Genomic DNA, 17,104 nt, shown 5'->3' with positions numbered 1-17,104 from the left:
CGGACCCTCTTTTCCTTGGAAGCCATAGGTTCTAAGTGCAGACCATGCCCGAATTCGCCGACACCGCCTCGAACACCGACGCCCTGCTGACCCTGGTCCCCGACAAGTGGGTGACCGTGCGCGAAGCCTTCGGCGTTGACAGCGACATGAAGGTCCCGGCCTTCTCGCATCGCGACCCGCACGTGCCCGAGATCGATCCGGCCTACAAGTTCGACCCGCAGACGACCCTGGCCATCTGCGCCGGCTTCGCCCACGACCGTCGGGTGATGGTCCAGGGCTATCACGGCACGGGCAAGTCGACCCACATCGAGCAGGTCGCCGCCCGCCTGAACTGGCCGCTGGTTCGCGTGAACCTGGACAGCCACGTCAGCCGGATCGACCTAATCGGCAAGGACGCCATCGTCCTGAAGGACGGCAAGCAGATCACCGAATTCCGCGAGGGCATTCTGCCCTGGTCGCTGCAGCGCCCCGTCGCCCTGGTGTTCGACGAGTATGACGCCGGCCGTCCTGACGTGATGTTCGTCATCCAGCGCGTCCTGGAAGCCGGCGGCAAGCTGACCCTGCTGGACCAGAACCGCGTCATCCGGGCCAACCCGTATTTCCGCCTGTTCTCGACCACCAACACCATCGGCCTGGGCGACACCACGGGGCTGTATCACGGCACCCAGCAGATCAACCAAGGCCAGATGGACCGCTGGTCGATCGTCACCACGCTCAACTACCTCGACCACGACGTCGAGGCCGGCATCGTGGTCGCCAAGAACCCGTCCTACGACACCGCCGACGGCCGCCAGACCATCGCCGCCATGGTCCGCGTGGCCGACATGACCCGCAACGCCTTCATGAACGGCGACATCTCCACGGTCATGAGCCCGCGCACGGTGATCACCTGGGCCCAGAACGCCGAGATCTTCGGCGGCGACATCGCCACCGCCTTCCGCATGACCTTCCTGAACAAGTGCGACGAACTCGAACGCCCCACCGTTGCCGAGTTTTTCCAGCGCGCCTTCGGCCAGGACCTGCCGGAAAGCGCCGCGCGGGTTCGGGTGGCCTAGGGCTTAAGCCGCCCTCGGAACGATCTTCTCCAGCTCGGCGCCAATCTTTCGGCGTTGAGCCAGGAGGTCGTGTTCCATCTGCAGGCTGAGGAAGAAACCCTCGCTCAGGCCCCAGTAGCGGCATAGCCGCAGGTCCGTGTCGGCGGTGACCGCGCGCTTGCCGAGAATGATCTCGTTGATGCGGCGCGGCGGCACGCCCAGCGCCTTGGCGAGCGCGGTCTGGCTCATGTCCAGCGGCGCCAGGAACTCCTCCATGAGGATGTCCCCCGGCGTGGGATTGGGCAGGCGCTCGGCTTCAGTGGTAGTCGCAGATTTCGACATCCTCGGCCTCTCCTTCACGCCAGCGGAAGCAGATCCGCCACTGTTGATTGATCCTGATCGAATGAAGACCCGCGCGATCACCGGACAGGGCCTCCAGTCGGTTTCCAGGCGGCGCCCGCAAGTCTTCCAGTATGCGAGCCGCGTTTATCAGGCGCAGCTTTCGAAGCGCGACGGCCTGAATATCGCCGGGCAGCCGACGCGATCGCTCGCCTGTCCATACGCGCTCTGCCTCGCGGTCACGGAAACTGCGGATCATGCAAAATCATAACGCATAACGTTATACGTTAGGAACTTTGCGCCGTCCACGCGCCGCTTGAGCACGATCTGAATAGCAGTGTGAGGACAGACCTTTAGGGCTGTGGCGGTCGTTCGCCCCGCTTACCCTGGAGCCCGTCATGCGCCGCATCGCGCCCGCCGCTCGGACGCTCGTGCTGGCGGGGCTCATCGGCCTGGCGCCCAACGCCTGCTCCCAGAAGCCTGACCGCTCCAATCCCCAGCAGCCCGGCCGCGTGGTGAAGCCCGAGGAACTGCCGCGGCTTCGCCCGGGCCTTTGGCGCACCGTCACACGCACGGACAACCATCCGCCTGAAACCCTGGTCCAGTGCATCGGCCAGGACCACAGCCTGGCGCAGAGCATGGGCGAGGCGCAGATCCGCTGTCCCGGCTTGGCCATGACCAGCCATCGCGGCGCCTATGTGGTCACCGCCCGCTGCGCACGAGATGGCGGCGAGACCCTGATGCGCGCCCGCTTCACCGGAGACTTCCGCACCCGCATGCGCGCCGAGATGACCCTCAGCCTGCTGGCGCCCGATCGAGCGCCCCGCGTGATGACCCTGATCAGCGAAGGGCGTCATGAAGGCCCCTGCCCTCCCGGCCAGCCGCCCGGGCTGGTCGAGGACGCGGCCTTGCGGCGCTGAGCGACGATCCGGCCAAAACGGGCGGCCTGCGTCCAAGGCGCCACAGCCGCATCTCGTCAATCCTAGGTCGCGGAACTTTCGAAGACCGCAGCGCTTATCTCAACCGTGAGTGCGTTGCTTCCAGGCGGCCTCCCCGCAGCCCGGACGGCGTGTTCCAACCCATATCCACAAGGGGATTGCACCCATGTCCGCATCGCTTGCCGTCGTCACCGACATTGCGCCGCGCTCGACCGCGGCGGAGACCATCAGCCAGCGCGTCATGCGCCTTCAGGCCGAAGCCCGGGCCGTCGCCCGCGAGCACCTTTCGGCCCTCGAGAACGCCATGACGCAGGTGGCCAAGATCTCGGAAGAGATCGCCGACGGCGGCGAAGCCTATCCCGTCGGCGCCCGCGAACTGGCCAAGCGCCTGGCGGACGAAACCGGCGTGCGGGTCCAGGCGCTGGACGCGATCTTGGCGCGCAACAGCCGCTAAAGACTGAAGGCGAGATCGTGAAGGGCGGCGCCGACGCCGCCCTCTCGCCTCTCAGTTCGCGATCAGATCGGGCTCGTGCCGCCGCAGCCAGGCGTGAGCATAGCCGCAGGTCGGAACTATTCGCACACCGTCGGCCTTCACCGCCCCGGCCACCTGACGCATCAGACGATCCGCCGCCCCCGTGCCCCGCAGCGCCATGTCCGCCTCGACGTGCGGAATGACCAGGACGCCCTCGCGGCGACGGTAGTCGGCCCAGGCCAGCTTCCCATCCACATCGAGTTCGAAACGCCCGGCTTCGGCGTTGTTGGTGAAGGTCTCGGCCATCGCTCTGGTCTCCTCTGTGTCCGCCGCTTGCTAACGCGGCAGGATCAGACGCGCTCCACCGCCATGGCCACGGCTTCGCCGCCGCCGATGCACAGGGACGCCATGCCCTTGCTGGCGCCGCGCGCTTCCAGCGTCGCCAGCAGGGTGGCCACGATGCGCGCGCCGGACGCGCCGATGGGGTGGCCCAGGGCGCAGGCGCCGCCGTTGACGTTCAGCTTGTCGCGATCGATACCCAGTTCACGCTGTGCGATCATGGCGACCACGGCGAAGGCCTCGTTCACTTCCCATAGATCGACATCCGCCGCCGACCAGCCGGCCTTGGCCAGCGCCTTCTGCATCGCGGGCACGGGCGCCGTGGTGAACAGGCCCGGCTCATGCGCATGGGCGGCATGGGCCGCGACGCGGGCGACCACCGGCAGGCCCAGCGCCTCGGCCACGCTGGCGCGGGTCAGGACCAGGGCGGCGGCCCCGTCGCTGATCGAACTGGCGTTGGCGGCGGTGATCGTGCCGTCCCGGGAGAAGGCCGGACGCAGGGTCGGGATCTTGGCCGGATCGGCCTTCAGCGGCTGCTCGTCCTGGTCGACCACGACGTCGCCCTTGCGGCCGGAGACCGTGACCGGCGCGATCTCACGGGCGAAGGCGCCGCCCTCCACCGCCTTGCGGGCGCGGGCCAGGCTCTCGATGGCGTAGGCGTCCTGGTCCTCGCGGGTGAACTGATAGGCGGCGGCGGCCTCCTCGGCGAAGCTGCCCATCAGGCGGCCGGGCTCATAGGCGTCTTCCAGACCGTCCAGGTACATGCTGTCCGAGATACGGTCGTGGCCGATGCGGGCCCCGCCGCGATGCTTGGCCAGCAGGTAGGGGGCGTTGGTCATGCTCTCCATGCCGCCGGCGACGATGACCTGCGCCGTGCCGGCCAGAAGGGCGTCATGCGCCATGATCGCCGCCTGCAGGCCGCTGCCGCACATCTTGTTGACCGTGGTCGCCTCGACCGACTTGGGCAGGCCCGCGCCGAGAGCCGCCTGGCGCGCCGGCGCCTGACCAAGCCCTGCCGGCAGCACGCAGCCCATGACGATCTGCTCGACCTTGTCAGCCGCGAGGCCCGCGCGCTCCAAGGCGGCCTTCACCGCCACGGCGCCCAGTTCGGTCGCCTTGGCGCCGGACAGCGCGCCCTGGAAACCGCCCATCGGCGTGCGGGCGTAAGAGGCGATGACGACGGGATCGGAGTTCATTGTTGCTGTTTCCTCTGCTTGGCGAAGGACTTAGCCCCTCCCGCAGCCTGGGAAAAGAGCGGCCGGGCCCCGAGGGAGCCCGGCCGAGTCACCGGAAATGCCTCTCACCCGGAACGCGCCGAAAGGGTGGATTGAAACGACGCGCCGGAACTGAGTTGCAATTAGGAACTTACTACTACGGTTCGCAAACGCAACCCTCTTGCCTTCCGCCAGGGAAACGGTCACCCTCGCGCGATGGGCCGTACCGCCGACTACTCCAAGGAGCGCTGTTCCGTCGCCGCCACGCTGGAAGTGGTAGGCGATCCGTGGACGCTGCTGATCCTTCGGGACGCGTTTCGCGGCGTGCGCCGGTTCGACCAATGGCAGGAAGGTCTGGGCGTCGCCCGCAACGTGCTGGCCGCGCGCCTGAAGACCCTCGTCGCCCATGGGGTGCTCGAAAAGCGCCGCTACAGCGAACACCCGCCCCGCTTCGAATATCGCCTGACGGAAAAGGGCAAGGACCTGCGCCCGGTGCTGATCACCCTCAGCGACTGGGGCGACCGGCACGTCTATGGCGAGAAGGGCCCCCTGCACTTCCTGCATGAGCCCTGCGGCTGCAAGCTGCGGCCCGGCCTGATCTGCATTGACTGCGGCGAATCCGTCGAGCCGCGCTCCCTGCGCATGGTCGAGAACGCCGAAAGCCGCACGGTCGGCGAGGCCCTCGCCGAGCAGGACCTGCTGGAAGCCGAGGCGGAAGCCTCCTAGCCGTTCAGCCGCACGGCCCCGGCGATGAAGCCGCCGCCGAGCACGCGCGACACGTCCGCCGGATCGTAGAGCACGCAGGCCTGCCCCGGCGCCACGCCCTCTTCGGCGATGTCCAGCGCCACGGCCGGAACCCCGTCGATCATCGTCAGGCGGCCCGGCACCGGCTCGCGGGTCGAGCGGACGCGGGCCAGCACCGTCTGCCCTTCGGCGCAGGCGGCCGCCAGCGTCGGCTGGTCGCCGAGCCAGTTGCCTTCCTTCAGGGTCAGGGCCGTGGTCAGCAGGGCCTCGCGCGGGCCGACGATCACCTGGCGGGCGTCGGCGTCGATGCGGACCACGAACAGGGGATCGCCCACGGCGATGTTCAGGCCCCGGCGCTGACCGATGGTGTAGCGGGTCACGCCCTCGTGCCGGCCCAGCACCCGACCGTCCAAGTGCACGATGTCGCCCGCTTCCGCGCCGTGCGGGCGCAGGCGGTCGATGACCGTGGTGTACTTGCCCTCGGGCACGAAGCAGATGTCCTGGCTGTCCGGCTTGTCGGCCACCGACAGGCCCAGCTCCTCGGCCACCCGGCGCACGTCCGGCTTGTGCAGACCGCCTAGCGGGAAGCGCAGGAAGTCGAGCTGCTCGCGCGTGGTGGCGAACAGGAAGTAGGACTGGTCCCGCGCCGGATCGACCGCGCGGCGCAGCTGCGGCTCGTCGTCCATTGAGCGCTGCACGTAGTGGCCAGTGGCCATGGCCGCCGCGCCCAGGTCACGCGCCACGTCCAGCAGGTCGCGGAACTTGACCGTCTGGTTGCAGCGGACACAGGGGATCGGCGTCTCGCCGCGCAGGTAGGCGTCGGCGAAATCCTCGATCACCTGCTGCTTGAAGCGGCTCTCGTAGTCGAGGACGTAATGCGGGATGCCGATGGAGTCCGCCGCCGTGCGAGCGTCCAGAATGTCCTGGCCGGCGCAGCAGGCGCCCTTCTTCTGGACCGCCGCGCCGTGGTCGTAGAGCTGCAGGGTCACGCCCACCACGTCATAGCCGGCCGCCTTCAGCAGGGCGGCGGTGACGGTGGAGTCCACGCCCCCGGACATGGCCGCGACCACGCGCGTCCCCTCGGGCAGGCCGACCGCGGCGCGCGCGGCCTCGACCGCGGCGGCCGAAAGGCTGCTGACGGGCTTGAGGGCGGGCTTGGCGAGTTCGCAAAAGGTCATTGGCCGCTATTTAGCGGCGCGAAGCCCCGATTGCGAGGGTCAGGCCTCTACAGCACGTCGAGGATGGACGAGCCGGACAGCATGGAGAACACGCGGGCCGAGCCTTCCAGCGACAGCTTTGCGATGTTCAGCCGCACCGAAGCGGCGGCGTAGTCGGCGTCGACCACCCCGCCGATCATGACCTCCATGCCGCTTTCGCGCTCCTTCAGGACGCCTGCCGCCTGCTCCACGCGGTTCTGCAGCATGCCGTTGCGGGCGGTCTCGTCGATCAGCCCCTTCCGCGCGCCGTCCAGCAGGGTCAGCTGCGACTTCAGGAAGTCGCTTTGCTCTTGGGTCAGGCCACCGGAGAACTCGCCGTTCTCCTGCACATAGGCGGTGATGTTCTGCAGCACCGTGAACAGCGGCGTGCCGAGGGTGTCGGCGTGGAAGGACGGATTGACCGTCGCCGTCTCGTTCAGACGGATCTGGGCCGTGAACTTGTCGTTCGAGAACAGGGCCGCGATGTGATCCGACAGCTCCCCCGGCGTCGCCGGCAGCGGCGGCACCAGATCGGCCAACGCCGTAGCCGTGATCGGCTGGGTGTCGATCTTGCCGCCCGCGAACAGGAACTGGCCCTGGTGCTGGGTGTTCATCGCCGACACCGCATCGGCGAAGTAGCTGCTCAGCTGCTCCATCAGGGTGTCGGCGTTGCCCGCGGCGACGGCTTCCGTGACGGCGGTGCGGATGTTCTGAGCGGTGTCGGCGGCCCGGCTCAGGGCCACGTCCTGCATGCCCAACTTGTCGGTCAGCAGGGTGTTCTGCTCGAGGAAAGCCCCAACCTTGCTCTGCACGTTCTTCAGCGCCGTGATGTACTCGGCGTTCTTGGCGAAGCCCTTCAAGTCGGTGGCGACCTGCTTGGTGGAGATTTGGTCCCCCCATTTGGCCTGCTCGACCTGCGCCCGGGACAGGTTGGTCAGCATCGAGCTGTAATTGCCGGCGGTGGAGATGCGCGTCATGGCTAGTTCACCAGGTTGAGCAGCTGATCCAACATCTCCTTGGCCGCCTGGATCAGGCGCGAGGAGGCGTTGTAGGCCTGCTGGTAGGTGGTCATGCTGATCAGCTCCTCGTCGAGGTTCACCCCCTCGACGGACTGACGGCGAGCGTCGGCCTCGAGCTTCACCGAATCCGCCGAAGCCTGGCGGGAGGCCGCTGTGTCGGCCTTGCGGGCGATGGAGCCGCTGACTTCGGAGAAGAAGGCGCTGAGGCTGCCGCTCGTCGCGCCCATGCCGCCCGCCGCCGAGAAATGCCCAGGAGCGTCGCCCGCCTTGGCCAGCAGCAAGGCCCCTCGGCCGTCACCGATCACCAGAGCGGCCTCGCCCGCCGCCGCGCCCAGATTCAGTTGGGCGAACGGCAGGCGGGCCGGATCACTGACGATCGCCGGATCGACGAAATAGCGGCTGCCGCGATTTCCACGCTCCGCGGCGCCCAGGCCGAAGAACTGGCTCATGGTCGGACCGCCGCCCCCACGTTGGGTCCCGTCACCGGTCACCGAAAGGGTCACCCCCGCCTGCCGGGGGGTGAAGCCCAGTTCGCCATATTGGTTCAAGGCGAACGCGCCGTGCAGGCCAAGGCCCGTTCCATTGGCGTTCAGCTCCGCCAGCAGATCGTCCATCGAGCCGCCGGCGGGCACGGTGACGGTCACGTCGCGGATCAGCTGATTGTTCTGGTCGGTCAGGCGGAAGCTGATCTGCTCGCCCGCGCCAAAGCCGTGATCGCTGGTTCCCGTCATCCCCGTCTCGTACGTGGAGATGCCGGTGCCGCGGATAAGGTCGTTCAGCCCGAAGAAAGCGCTGAAACCCTTGCCGGCCTTGCTCGACGGGTTTGCCGCGTCATCAATGAGCGAAACACCCTGGTTGGGGTTGGTCGCCTCGATCTTCAGCCGGCCGCCCGTGAAGCTCGCCGCGCCGAAGCCTGCCAGGGCCGCATCCAGATCGGCGGCGAAGGTGGCGTCGGCGAAGCCCGTCGCCACACCGTCAATGGCCATGGTGTCGTTGTCGAAGTCGATCTGGACGTGGCGCTGCACCACGCCGTTCTCATCGGTGATCGCGATATTGGTGATCCCGGTGAAGCCGGTGATCGCGGTATTGATGTCCGTCCCGAAGCCGGTGTTGCGGCCTGTCAGGCTGGCGGGGGCCGGCACGGACGACGAGGCGTTGGCGGCGGCGTTGATCTGTTCCGCCGCGCGGGAGACCATTTCGCCCAACTGGTCGGCGATGCCGCCAAGCTCGACATTGCGCAGGCTCATCAGGCCGTGGATCTCGCCGCCCGTCATGGTGAAGCGGGTCGACGAGTTGGGAACTCCCACCGTTTCGCTGGTGATGTAGCTGTTGCCGCTGTCCGAGCGATGATAGCTCAGCTTGGCGAGCACCGATCCGGCCAGGACCACGCCCTCGGTCGTGCGAACATCGACGCCGCCTGTATCGCGCGGCGACACCTTGACGTTCATCAGGTTCGCCAGCTCGTCGACCAGCTTGCTCTGGATGTTTTCAGAGCCGGTGGAATCCCCGCCGGTCATCTTCACCGACATGATGTCGTGGTTCAGGCTGTCGATCTGAGACAGCAGGTCGTTGACCCGATCGACATTGGCAGCGATGCGGGAGTCCGTGGTCTTGCTCAGGTTCGCCAGGGAAGCGCCGATGCGGCTGGCCTCGCCCAGGAAGCTCTCCATGGTCGACACCGCGCTGGAACGGCGCAGGGCCGAGGACGGATCATCCGCCGCCGCCGAGAAGGCGGAGAACACGTTGTTCAGTTGCGCGAAGAATGAGGTGGACGAGCTGGGGTCCCCGAACATCGACTGGGCGTTGTCGAGGATGTCGGCGATGGCCGAGGCGCTGGCCGAGTCCGACGACGCGCGCAGGCTGGCGGCCTGAAGGAAGCGGTCGGCGACGCGCTTGACCTCGGTGACGTCGACCCCGATCCCCATCCCGGCCGAGATGCGGTTCTCCTGGGCGACGACCTTTCGGGTGTACCCGGGGGTGTTGATGTTGGCGACGTTGTCGGAGACCACCCGCAGGCCGGTCTGGGCCGCCATCAGCCCCGAAGTCGCCGTCGATAGAACCGTATTCAGCGACATGACCTAGCGCTCCCGACCGGGCGCGCGACGTTCCATGCACGGCGAAAACTGCCGGGGCGCAGGAAGGGTGCGGGCGCTGATCACAGGCATCCTGTTGATTTCCAACATATTCTTCGCGACCGATCATCGACCGCGCGAGACCCCACGCAAAAGCGGCGCCAGTTCGTTAACCATGCTGGGCAGGGTTCGCCGAGGTCCGTGGCGGACAGCCTCGATCTCCCGGCAAAAATGGCCACACAACGGTCAAACTTCGCGGACTGCTCCAAAATTTCCCCTTCTTAGTCAGCAACTTAGCTCTCAGCCAAAAACTTGGCCCGGCCCTTGCTGAGCGGGTTCCGAAGAACCGGCGCATTGCGCGCCATCCGGAACCTGAAGGCCCCAAAGCCGATGACAGACGCCGTTTCCGCAGCCGCCCCAGGCGCCGCGACCGCAGCCCAGCAGGGCGGCGGGCAGGCTGCGTCTGGCGTAGGCGCGGGCTTCGATCTGGTCCTGGCCCTGATGGCGCAGCTGGGCGCCACGCCCGGCGAGCCCGGCGCGACGACGCCTGGCGAAGACGCCGCCCCTGCGGCGAGCGAGGTCGTCGCGGACCCGCTGGTTGGCGCGCCGACCGACGCCGCCGCCGCCGTGATGGCGGCGCTGCTGGTTCCGCAGACCACGCCGCAGACTCCGGTCATCGTCGAAGGCCAGGCCGCGGCTCCCGCCCTGCCCACCGCCGCGCCGGCTGTCGCCGCCGTCGCGGAGGCCGGTGAACAAGCGACGCGACAAGCTTTCGCCCCGGTGATGGCCGATGCTGCGGCGACCGAGACGCCCGCCACGCCCGCGTCGCAGGCCGAGGCGTCCACGGTCGCTCAACCTGAAGCCGCGCCGTCTGAAGCCGCCGCGCCGGCAGTCGCGGCGCCGACCGCCAAGACCGAAGCCAAACCGGCTTTGGAGACGCCCCCCAAGCCTTCCACGGCCGCGCCCGCCGCGCCCGCCCGGACGGCTCCACGCGCCGAGCCCGCGGCACAGACCGAGATGGCCGAAGAAGCCCCGACCGGTGAGCAGGCCCCGGCCGTCGCCGTCACGGCTACCGCCACTCAGGAAGAAGCCGCGCCCGCACAGGTGAAGGCGTCGGTCCAGGCGACCAAGACGCCGGCCGCCGAGAAGCCCGCCCCCGCCATCGCTCAGCCCGCCGCCGCCCCGGTGGACGCTCCTGAGGTCCCGGCTCCGGTCGACGCCGCGCCGACCGCTACGGTGGAAGAGGCCGCCCCCGCCGCGCCGACGCCCGCCACCGCGACCGTGGCCCAGCAGGCGGCCGTTGCGGCGCCCGCCCCGCGGGTCGCCGCCCCGGCCCAGCCGGCGGGCGAGAGCCTGCGGGGCCGCCGCCTGGACAACGAAGGCTCCGAGCTGGCGCAACCGCCCGCCGGCCCGATCACGGTCGCCGCCAAGTCAGCCGTCGCCGGCAAGGACAGCCCCTCCACGGCGGAGAAGAAGCCCTTCGCCATCGAGGCGGACAAACCCTCGAGCGTCGCCGCCCAGGTCGAAGCGGCCATGACCGCCGCGGCCGAAACCGCCGAGCCGACCGTGGAGACCGCCAACGCCGCCGCCCCGTCGTCGACCGCCTCCGGGACGGGCGAGACTGCCCGTGCCGACGCCGCAGCCCAGGTGCGCGGCTCGCCCGAGACCGTCGCCCAGCTCTCTGCCCAGATCGCCAAGAAGCTGGAGAACAAGGTCACGCGCTTCGACATCGCCCTGGATCCCGTGGACCTGGGCCGTGTGAACGTGAAGCTGGAGATCGGCCGCGACGGCCGCGTCTCAGCCGCCATGTCGTTCGAAAAGCCGCAGGCCGCCGCCGAGTTGAGGGCCCGGTCGGGCGAGCTTCGCGACGCCCTGCAACAGGCCGGCTTCGAGCTGGCGCAGGACGCCCTGACCTTCGACCTGGCCGACCAGGGCGCCAACTCCAACACCTGGGCTCAACAGCAAGCCTTCAGCGACGATCGCCAACCGGCCTGGAACGGGCGCGCCTTCCAGGCGGCGATGTCGAGCGAGGACGAGCCCCCCCTTTCCAATCCCGCTCTCGACTGGCGCGCTTCCCGCGCCAGCGGGGTGGATGTCCGGATCTAGGATTAGGACCATGGTAGACGCCGTCGCCGGCAACGGCACCTCACTGGCCAGCCGCCAGGCCAATTCGCGGAACACCCTGGCCGGCAGCCAGGAAACGTTCCTGGCCCTGCTGACCACGCAGCTGAAGAACCAGGATCCCCTGGCCCCGGTGGATTCTACCCAGTTCGTGACCCAGACCGTTCAGATGGTCGGCGTCGAGCAGCAGCTGATGACCAACGACCTGCTGACCGCCCTGGTCGGCATGAACGACGGCGGCCTGAACGAAGCCTCCAACCTGCTGGGCAAGACGGTCACGGCCGAGAACGCGGTCCAGAAGATCGGCGACGATGGCAAGGCCAAGTGGAGCTACGACCTGCCGAGCTCGGCCAAGTACGTGAAGCTGGAGATCCTCAACGCCAACGGCGCGGTCGTGAAGACCGTCGAGCTGGACGCCAAGGACAGCGCCAAGGGCGTCCACGACTACACCTGGGACGGCGTCCTCAGCACCGCCGAGGACGGAACCAAGCAGATGGCCAAGAAGGGCGCGTCCTACACGATGCGCGTCAAGGCCATGGACTTCTCCGGCGGCGCCATCAACGCCTCGACCGACATGACCGGCACGGCCACCGCCGTCGCCATCGAAGGCGGTCAGGCGATGGTCACCGTCAACGGCGTCAAGCTGCCGATGAGCTCCATCATCGGCGTCAAGACGGCTGCAGAAACACCGAAGCCGGATCCGGACGCCGAAAAAGCGGCGGCCTGATCCCAACATCCACACGGGCGCCAGAACGGCGCCGGCGCGGCCCCGGCCGCAACCGCAAACAGCGCTGGAAGACCAAAGTCATCCTGAAGGACCATTGAGATGAGCATCAACAGCGCCATGCTCGCCGGCGTTTCCGGCCTGGTTGCGAATTCGTCGGCTCTCGCCGCGATCTCCGACAACATCGCGAACGTCAACACCGTCGGCTACAAGCGCACGACGGCCAACTTCTCCTCGCTGGTCACCTCCAGCTCCAAGGCCTCGAACTACTCGGCCGGGGGCCTGAAGGCGATCACGCACAAGTACGTGCGCCAGGAGGGCAACCACATGGGGACCTCCTCGAACCTCGATCTGGCGATCAGCGGTTCGGGCTTCTTCGTCACCACCACCAAGCCGGAAAACGTCCTGCCGACCGACCAGCGCCTGTTCACGCGCGCCGGCGCCTTCGTGATCGACGACCTGGGCTACCTGCGCAACGACGCCGGCCTCTACCTGCAAGGCTGGCTCGCCGACAACCTGACCGGCGAAATCACCACCGATCCGTCGGACCTCAGCCAGCTGGACACCATCAACGTCTCCGGCACCGGCGGCACGGCGGAGGCCACCACCCGCGTGGCGATCAGCGCCAATCTGAGCAACCAGCAGCCCAGCACGACCTTCTGGACCGACGCCAACGCCGACGGAATCTACGATCCGAGCGAAGCGAACTACAACCTCGACCCGGCCCTCGGGCGTAACCAGATGGCCGAATGGCATGCCTCTGGAGGCACGACCGGTCTGGAGCCCGACTTCGAGATCAACATCCCGGTTTCGGACTCCCAGGGGAGCCAGCGCAACATCACCATGGCCTTCATGCGTAGCGGCAACGCCAATGAATGGGTGGTGGAAGTCTATGGCGACCCGTCGGTCATCGACGACGGCGGCTCACCGAACCTCGGCAAGATCGCCGCCGGTACGGTCAACTTCAATCCGGACGGCACCATCAGCACTGCGGATCCGACGTTGGGCGACCTGTTCCCGACGGCCGGCGGCGGCAACCCGCCCACCCTCACCATCGGCGCCTCTGACGCGGTCACCAACCCCAAGTGGGCCACGGCCCTCGGCATCGCCGAGCAGACCATCCAAATCGACCTGACGACGGCCCCCGGCGGCCTGACCCAGTTCTCCAGCCTGTCGGAAGCGCAGAACATCTCGGCTAACGGCACGCCGTTCGGCGTTCTCGCCGACGTGCAGATCGACAAGGAAGGCTACGTCACCGCCATCTACGAGAACGGCACCACCCGCCGCCTGGCTCAGGTCGCCATCGCCACCTTCTCGAACCCCGACGCCCTGATCTCGCAAAACGGCAACGCTTACCAAGTGTCCCGCGAGAGCGGCACCTACACCCTGAAGGCTCCCGGGGCCGGCGGGGCTGGTGAGATCGACCCTTCAACTCTGGAAGCGTCGACCGTGGACCTCTCCACTGAGTTCACCGGCCTGATCACCACGCAACGCGCCTACTCCGCGGCATCAAAGATCATCACCACTGCCGACGAAATGCTCGAGCAACTCTTGAACATTAAGAGGTAATTACTCTCTTTAACCGGCTTTAATTAGAGTGTTTCACCTCGACACAATAGAGAACACAAACACAGCGTTCCGTATTAGTGAAATTTTTACTATCGGAATTAAGTCGCTGTTATCGCCCGATGCGTATGGTCGGTTCTAGATTGTGATGTTGAGAAGGGCGTAGGAACCGATGCTGCAAGAGCAACGCATCAATAGCCGCGGCGAGAAGTACGTGATCGGTCCGACCGGCGCGCCTCTGACGCTGTCGGACCTGCCGCCGGCCGCGACCGAGCGCTGGGTGATCCGCCGCAAGGCGGAAGTCGTCGCGGCCGTCCGCGGCGGCCTCCTCTCCTTGGAGGACGCCTGCGAGCGCTACCGCCTCACCAGCGAAGAGTTCGCCGGTTGGCAGAAGTCGATCGAACGCCATGGCCTCGCCGGCCTGCGCACGACGCGGCTGCAGCAGTACCGCTAGTCATCCCTTAACAGGGCTGAACTGCAACGCGGCCGCGTTCCCACAAGGGACGCGGCCGCTTCGCGTTAAGGAGCCGCCTAACGGAAATTAACCTTTGGTTTACCCTGCACTGGGTAAATCCTGCCTAGCGGGGAACGCAGGCGGTGCGCTCCCCGGACCGAGGGGGTCAGGCGCGCGTGGAAAAGTTTATGAGCGCCATACAACGGTTCGGCGTCGGCCGGCTCGCCACGCTCGTGGGCGTGGGGGCGGGCGTGGCCGCCGCGCTTATCGCCATCGTCCTGATGATGGGCCGCCAGCCCGAGGCCCTGCTCTATTCCAACCTGGATCTGAAAGAGGCCTCCGAAGTCACCGCCGCCCTGGACCAGGCGGGCGTGAAGTACAGCCTCAAGGGCGACGGCTCGACCATCATGGTCGCCCGCGACGAGGTCGCCTCCACGCGCCTGCTGGTTTCCGGCAAGGGCCTCGTGACCGCCGGCTCGGTCGGCTACGAAATCTTCGACTCCAACAACGTCCTCGGCCAGACCGACTTCGTGCAGCAGCTGAACCGCCAGCGCGCGCTGGAAGGCGAACTGGCTCGCACCATCCGCGCGCTCGACGGTGTCAGCTCCGTGCGCGTTCACCTGAACCTGCCCAAGCGCCAGCTGTTCGAGGAAGACGCCGAGCGTCCCTCGGCCGCCGTGACCATCGGCGTCGGGGCTCGTGGCCCGACCGCCGACATGGTCCGCGCCGTCCAGAACCTGGTGGCCGGCGCCGTGCCGAACCTGCAGGCCGACGCCGTTACCGTCATCGACCAGCACGGCAAGACCCTGTCAGAAGGCGGCCGTGACGGCGGCCTCGGCGGCAAGCTGGCTGACGACCGCAAGTCCGAGGTCGAAGCCCGCATCGCCAAGACCGTCAAGGAAATGGTCGAAGGCGTGGTCGGCGCCGGCAATGTCCGCGTCAACGTCTCGGCCGACCTGAACCTGAACCGCGTCACCCTGCAGGAAGAGCGCTTCGATCCCGAAGGTCAGGTCATCCGCTCGGAAAGCACCAACGAGCAGACCGCCGAGGAACGCCGCCAGGAAGAGACCGTCGGCGCCACCGCCGCCGCCAACATCCCCGGCCAGCAAGGCCAGAACGGCTTCCAGGCGCTGGGCTCCAACTCGCGCGGCGCCGACAGCGTCACCAACTACGAAATCTCCAAGACCATGCGGACCGAGGTCGTCGAACCCGGCCAGATCCGCAAGATCTCGGTGGCCGTGGCCGTCGACGGCGTCACCGCCCCGGCCGGCCCCGACGGCGAGCCGGGCGCCTACACCGCGCGCTCCGCCGAGGAGATGCAGCGCATCCAGGAGCTGGTCCGCGCCGCTGTCGGATACGACCAGAACCGCGGCGACCAGCTAAACGTCGTCAACGTCCGCTTCGCTCGCGAACCCGGCGAAGGCGTCACCGCCGCCAGCCCGCTGAACGGCTTCGACAAGAACGACATAATGCGCGCCGTCGAGCTGGGCGTCCTCGGCCTCGTGGCCGCCCTGCTGATCTTCTTTGTCATCCGCCCGATGATGAAGCCGAAGGCCGCCCTGACCCCGGGCCAGAACCTGGCCGCCATCGCCGCCGACGGCACGCAGCCGATGGTCACCCGTCTGGTCACCCTGCCCGACGGCGGCACCCAGATGATCCAGGTCCCGGCCGAGGAAGGCGACGCCCTGGCCCTGCCCGGCCCGCAGTCCGAGTTCGACCAACGCATCGACATCGCCAAGATCGAAGGCCAGGTGAAGGCCTCGTCCATCAAGCGTGTGTCGGAGTTCGTCGAGAAACACCCGGAGGAGTCCGTCGCGATCCTCCGTAGCTGGCTGCACGAGACGACCTGATGGCGAGGCTCAAGGCAGTCGACGACATCAAAAAGCTGGCCGGCCCGGAGAAGGCCGCCATCGTCCTGCTCGCGCTGGGCGAAGAGCACACCGCGATCTGGGAAGCCTTGGACGACGAGGAGATCAAGGAAGTCTCCCAGGCCATGGCCTCGCTGGGCACCGTCTCGGCCGCCGTGGTCGAAGAACTGCTGGTCGAGTTCGTGTCGGGCATGAGCTCGACCGGCGCGATCATGGGCTCCTACGAACAGACCCAGCGCCTGCTGTCCTCCTTCATGCCCCTCGAGAAGGTCGAGGCGCTGATGGAGGAGATCCGCGGCCCCGCCGGCCGGACCATGTGGGACAAGCTGGGCAACGTGAACGAAGGCGTTCTCGCCAACTACCTGAAGAACGAATACCCGCAGACCGTCGCCGTGGTGCTGTCCAAGGTCAAAAGCGACCACGCCGCCCGCGTCCTGGCCTCGCTGCCGGAAGACTTCGCCCTGGAATGCGTCACCCGCATGCTGCGGATGGAGCCGGTCCAGCGCGAGATCCTCGACAAGATCGAGCAGACCCTGCGCACCGAATTCATGTCGAACCTGGCGCGCACATCCAAGCGCGACAGCCACGAGATGATGGCCGAGATCTTCAACAACTTCGACCGCCAGACCGAAGCCCGCTTCATCGCCGCCCTCGAAGAGCGCAACCGCGACAGCGCCGAGCGCATCCGCGCCCTGATGTTCGTCTTCGAGGACCTGGGCAAGTTGGATCCGGGCGGCGTGCAGACCCTGCTCCGTGCGGTCGACAAGGACCAGCTGGCCCTGGCGCTGAAGGGAGCCTCGGACGGCCTGCGCGAGATGTTCTTCTCCAACATGTCCGAACGCGCCGCCAAGATCATGCGCGAAGACATGGAGACCATGGGCCCGGTGCGCCTGCGCGACGTGGACCAGGCGCAGGTCGCCATGGTCCAGGTCGCCAAGGACCTCGCCGCCAAGGGCGAGATCATGCTGGCCGGCCAGGGCGGCGACGACGAGCTGATCTACTGA

The 17,104-nt window shown here is 67.6% G+C and carries 17 protein-coding genes; 10 read left to right on the top strand and 7 right to left on the bottom strand.

The features are described from left to right. Positions 1–44 precede the first annotated feature (44 nt). Positions 45–1,055 (top strand): cobaltochelatase subunit CobS, encoded by a 1,011-nt coding sequence (gene cobS / locus ABOZ73_RS13475; protein ID WP_369058645.1) that lies wholly within the window; start codon positions 45–47, stop codon positions 1,053–1,055. Between the two features lie 3 nt (positions 1,056–1,058). On the opposite strand, the gene ABOZ73_RS13470 is transcribed toward cobS, so the two are convergent. Beyond that, positions 1,059–1,376 (bottom strand): HigA family addiction module antitoxin, encoded by a 318-nt coding sequence (locus tag ABOZ73_RS13470; RefSeq protein ID WP_369058644.1) that lies wholly within the window; start codon positions 1,374–1,376, stop codon positions 1,059–1,061. Beyond that, positions 1,351–1,632, bottom strand: a complete 282-nt coding sequence (locus ABOZ73_RS13465) for a type II toxin-antitoxin system RelE/ParE family toxin (RefSeq protein WP_369058643.1) — start codon at positions 1,630–1,632, stop codon at positions 1,351–1,353. The genes ABOZ73_RS13470 and ABOZ73_RS13465 overlap by 26 nt, the downstream gene beginning before the upstream one ends. A 139-nt stretch (positions 1,633–1,771) precedes the next feature. Here ABOZ73_RS13465 and ABOZ73_RS13460 point away from each other — a divergent pair, with 139 nt between their 5' ends. After that, positions 1,772–2,293 carry a DUF3617 domain-containing protein gene (locus tag ABOZ73_RS13460; protein ID WP_369058642.1) on the top strand — a complete coding sequence of 174 codons (522 nt, stop codon included), beginning with the start codon at positions 1,772–1,774 and terminating at the stop codon, positions 2,291–2,293. A 184-nt stretch (positions 2,294–2,477) separates the two neighbouring features. Continuing rightward, on the top strand, positions 2,478–2,765 hold the full coding sequence (locus ABOZ73_RS13455) for a hypothetical protein (RefSeq protein WP_369058641.1): 288 nt from the start codon (positions 2,478–2,480) through the stop codon (positions 2,763–2,765). Between the two features lie 51 nt (positions 2,766–2,816). Here the strand turns inward: ABOZ73_RS13455 and ABOZ73_RS13450 are convergent, their stop codons facing one another. Further along, complete coding sequence (locus tag ABOZ73_RS13450; protein WP_369058640.1) at positions 2,817–3,089, bottom strand: GNAT family N-acetyltransferase; 273 nt, start codon at positions 3,087–3,089, stop codon at positions 2,817–2,819. A 44-nt stretch (positions 3,090–3,133) separates the two neighbouring features. After that, positions 3,134–4,318, bottom strand: a complete 1,185-nt coding sequence (locus ABOZ73_RS13445) for an acetyl-CoA C-acyltransferase (protein ID WP_369058639.1) — start codon at positions 4,316–4,318, stop codon at positions 3,134–3,136. Between the two features lie 234 nt (positions 4,319–4,552). Here ABOZ73_RS13445 and ABOZ73_RS13440 point away from each other — a divergent pair, with 234 nt between their 5' ends. Beyond that, entirely contained in the window at positions 4,553–5,062 is a 510-nt protein-coding gene (locus ABOZ73_RS13440; RefSeq protein ID WP_369058638.1) for a winged helix-turn-helix transcriptional regulator, read from the top strand. On the opposite strand, the gene mnmA is transcribed toward ABOZ73_RS13440, so the two are convergent. The 3 genes from mnmA to flgK are packed head-to-tail and all read right to left on the bottom strand — an operon-like array spanning position 5,059 to position 9,370. Continuing rightward, complete coding sequence (gene mnmA, locus ABOZ73_RS13435; RefSeq protein ID WP_369058637.1) at positions 5,059–6,258, bottom strand: tRNA 2-thiouridine(34) synthase MnmA; 1,200 nt, start codon at positions 6,256–6,258, stop codon at positions 5,059–5,061. The genes ABOZ73_RS13440 and mnmA overlap by 4 nt on opposite strands. Positions 6,259–6,305: 47 nt before the next feature. After that, positions 6,306–7,253: a flagellin gene (locus tag ABOZ73_RS13430; protein ID WP_369058636.1), complete on the bottom strand. Its 948-nt coding sequence runs from the start codon at positions 7,251–7,253 to the stop codon at positions 6,306–6,308. 2 nt (positions 7,254–7,255) lie between these two features. Then, positions 7,256–9,370 carry a flagellar hook-associated protein FlgK gene (flgK, locus tag ABOZ73_RS13425; protein ID WP_369058635.1) on the bottom strand — a complete coding sequence of 705 codons (2,115 nt, stop codon included), beginning with the start codon at positions 9,368–9,370 and terminating at the stop codon, positions 7,256–7,258. 387 nt (positions 9,371–9,757) lie between these two features. Here flgK and ABOZ73_RS13420 point away from each other — a divergent pair, with 387 nt between their 5' ends. The 6 genes from ABOZ73_RS13420 to fliG all read left to right on the top strand — a co-directional run bounded on the left by ABOZ73_RS13420 (position 9,758) and on the right by fliG (position 17,104). Next, positions 9,758–11,473: a flagellar hook-length control protein FliK gene (locus tag ABOZ73_RS13420; RefSeq protein WP_369058634.1), complete on the top strand. Its 1,716-nt coding sequence runs from the start codon at positions 9,758–9,760 to the stop codon at positions 11,471–11,473. A 10-nt stretch (positions 11,474–11,483) separates the two neighbouring features. Then, entirely contained in the window at positions 11,484–12,215 is a 732-nt protein-coding gene (locus ABOZ73_RS13415; RefSeq protein ID WP_369058633.1) for a flagellar hook assembly protein FlgD, read from the top strand. Between the two features lie 99 nt (positions 12,216–12,314). Further along, positions 12,315–13,781 (top strand): flagellar hook-basal body complex protein, encoded by a 1,467-nt coding sequence (locus ABOZ73_RS13410; protein WP_369058632.1) that lies wholly within the window; start codon positions 12,315–12,317, stop codon positions 13,779–13,781. Positions 13,782–13,950: 169 nt separating this feature from the next. Then, positions 13,951–14,232, top strand: coding sequence for a DUF1153 domain-containing protein (locus ABOZ73_RS13405; protein ID WP_269716012.1), 282 nt, complete (start codon positions 13,951–13,953; stop codon positions 14,230–14,232). Between the two features lie 188 nt (positions 14,233–14,420). Beyond that, positions 14,421–16,082: a flagellar basal-body MS-ring/collar protein FliF gene (gene fliF / locus ABOZ73_RS13400; RefSeq protein ID WP_369058631.1), complete on the top strand. Its 1,662-nt coding sequence runs from the start codon at positions 14,421–14,423 to the stop codon at positions 16,080–16,082. Further along, complete coding sequence (gene fliG / locus ABOZ73_RS13395) at positions 16,082–17,104, top strand: flagellar motor switch protein FliG (RefSeq protein WP_369058630.1); 1,023 nt, start codon at positions 16,082–16,084, stop codon at positions 17,102–17,104. The genes fliF and fliG overlap by 1 nt, the downstream gene beginning before the upstream one ends.

It is taken from the genome of Caulobacter sp. 73W, from assembly GCF_041021955.1.
Taxonomy (GTDB): Bacteria; Pseudomonadota; Alphaproteobacteria; order Caulobacterales; family Caulobacteraceae; genus Caulobacter.
This window is presented reverse-complemented; position numbering and strand designations above follow the sequence as displayed.

Excerpts from the sequence above, each read along its gene's own strand:
- cobS (WP_369058645.1), top strand. The coding sequence starts at position 45 with ATGCCCGAATTCGCCGACACCGCCTCGAACACCGACGCCCTGCTGACC.
- ABOZ73_RS13470 (WP_369058644.1), bottom strand. The coding sequence starts at position 1,376 with ATGTCGAAATCTGCGACTACCACTGAAGCCGAGCGCCTGCCCAATCCC.
- ABOZ73_RS13465 (WP_369058643.1), bottom strand. The coding sequence starts at position 1,632 with ATGATCCGCAGTTTCCGTGACCGCGAGGCAGAGCGCGTATGGACAGGC.
- ABOZ73_RS13460 (WP_369058642.1), top strand. The coding sequence starts at position 1,772 with ATGCGCCGCATCGCGCCCGCCGCTCGGACGCTCGTGCTGGCGGGGCTC.
- ABOZ73_RS13455 (WP_369058641.1), top strand. The coding sequence starts at position 2,478 with ATGTCCGCATCGCTTGCCGTCGTCACCGACATTGCGCCGCGCTCGACC.
- ABOZ73_RS13450 (WP_369058640.1), bottom strand. The coding sequence starts at position 3,089 with ATGGCCGAGACCTTCACCAACAACGCCGAAGCCGGGCGTTTCGAACTC.
- ABOZ73_RS13445 (WP_369058639.1), bottom strand. The coding sequence starts at position 4,318 with ATGAACTCCGATCCCGTCGTCATCGCCTCTTACGCCCGCACGCCGATG.
- ABOZ73_RS13440 (WP_369058638.1), top strand. The coding sequence starts at position 4,553 with ATGGGCCGTACCGCCGACTACTCCAAGGAGCGCTGTTCCGTCGCCGCC.
- mnmA (WP_369058637.1), bottom strand. The coding sequence starts at position 6,258 with ATGACCTTTTGCGAACTCGCCAAGCCCGCCCTCAAGCCCGTCAGCAGC.
- ABOZ73_RS13430 (WP_369058636.1), bottom strand. The coding sequence starts at position 7,253 with ATGACGCGCATCTCCACCGCCGGCAATTACAGCTCGATGCTGACCAAC.
- flgK (WP_369058635.1), bottom strand. The coding sequence starts at position 9,370 with ATGTCGCTGAATACGGTTCTATCGACGGCGACTTCGGGGCTGATGGCG.
- ABOZ73_RS13420 (WP_369058634.1), top strand. The coding sequence starts at position 9,758 with ATGACAGACGCCGTTTCCGCAGCCGCCCCAGGCGCCGCGACCGCAGCC.
- ABOZ73_RS13415 (WP_369058633.1), top strand. The coding sequence starts at position 11,484 with ATGGTAGACGCCGTCGCCGGCAACGGCACCTCACTGGCCAGCCGCCAG.
- ABOZ73_RS13410 (WP_369058632.1), top strand. The coding sequence starts at position 12,315 with ATGAGCATCAACAGCGCCATGCTCGCCGGCGTTTCCGGCCTGGTTGCG.
- ABOZ73_RS13405 (WP_269716012.1), top strand. The coding sequence starts at position 13,951 with ATGCTGCAAGAGCAACGCATCAATAGCCGCGGCGAGAAGTACGTGATC.
- fliF (WP_369058631.1), top strand. The coding sequence starts at position 14,421 with ATGAGCGCCATACAACGGTTCGGCGTCGGCCGGCTCGCCACGCTCGTG.
- fliG (WP_369058630.1), top strand. The coding sequence starts at position 16,082 with ATGGCGAGGCTCAAGGCAGTCGACGACATCAAAAAGCTGGCCGGCCCG.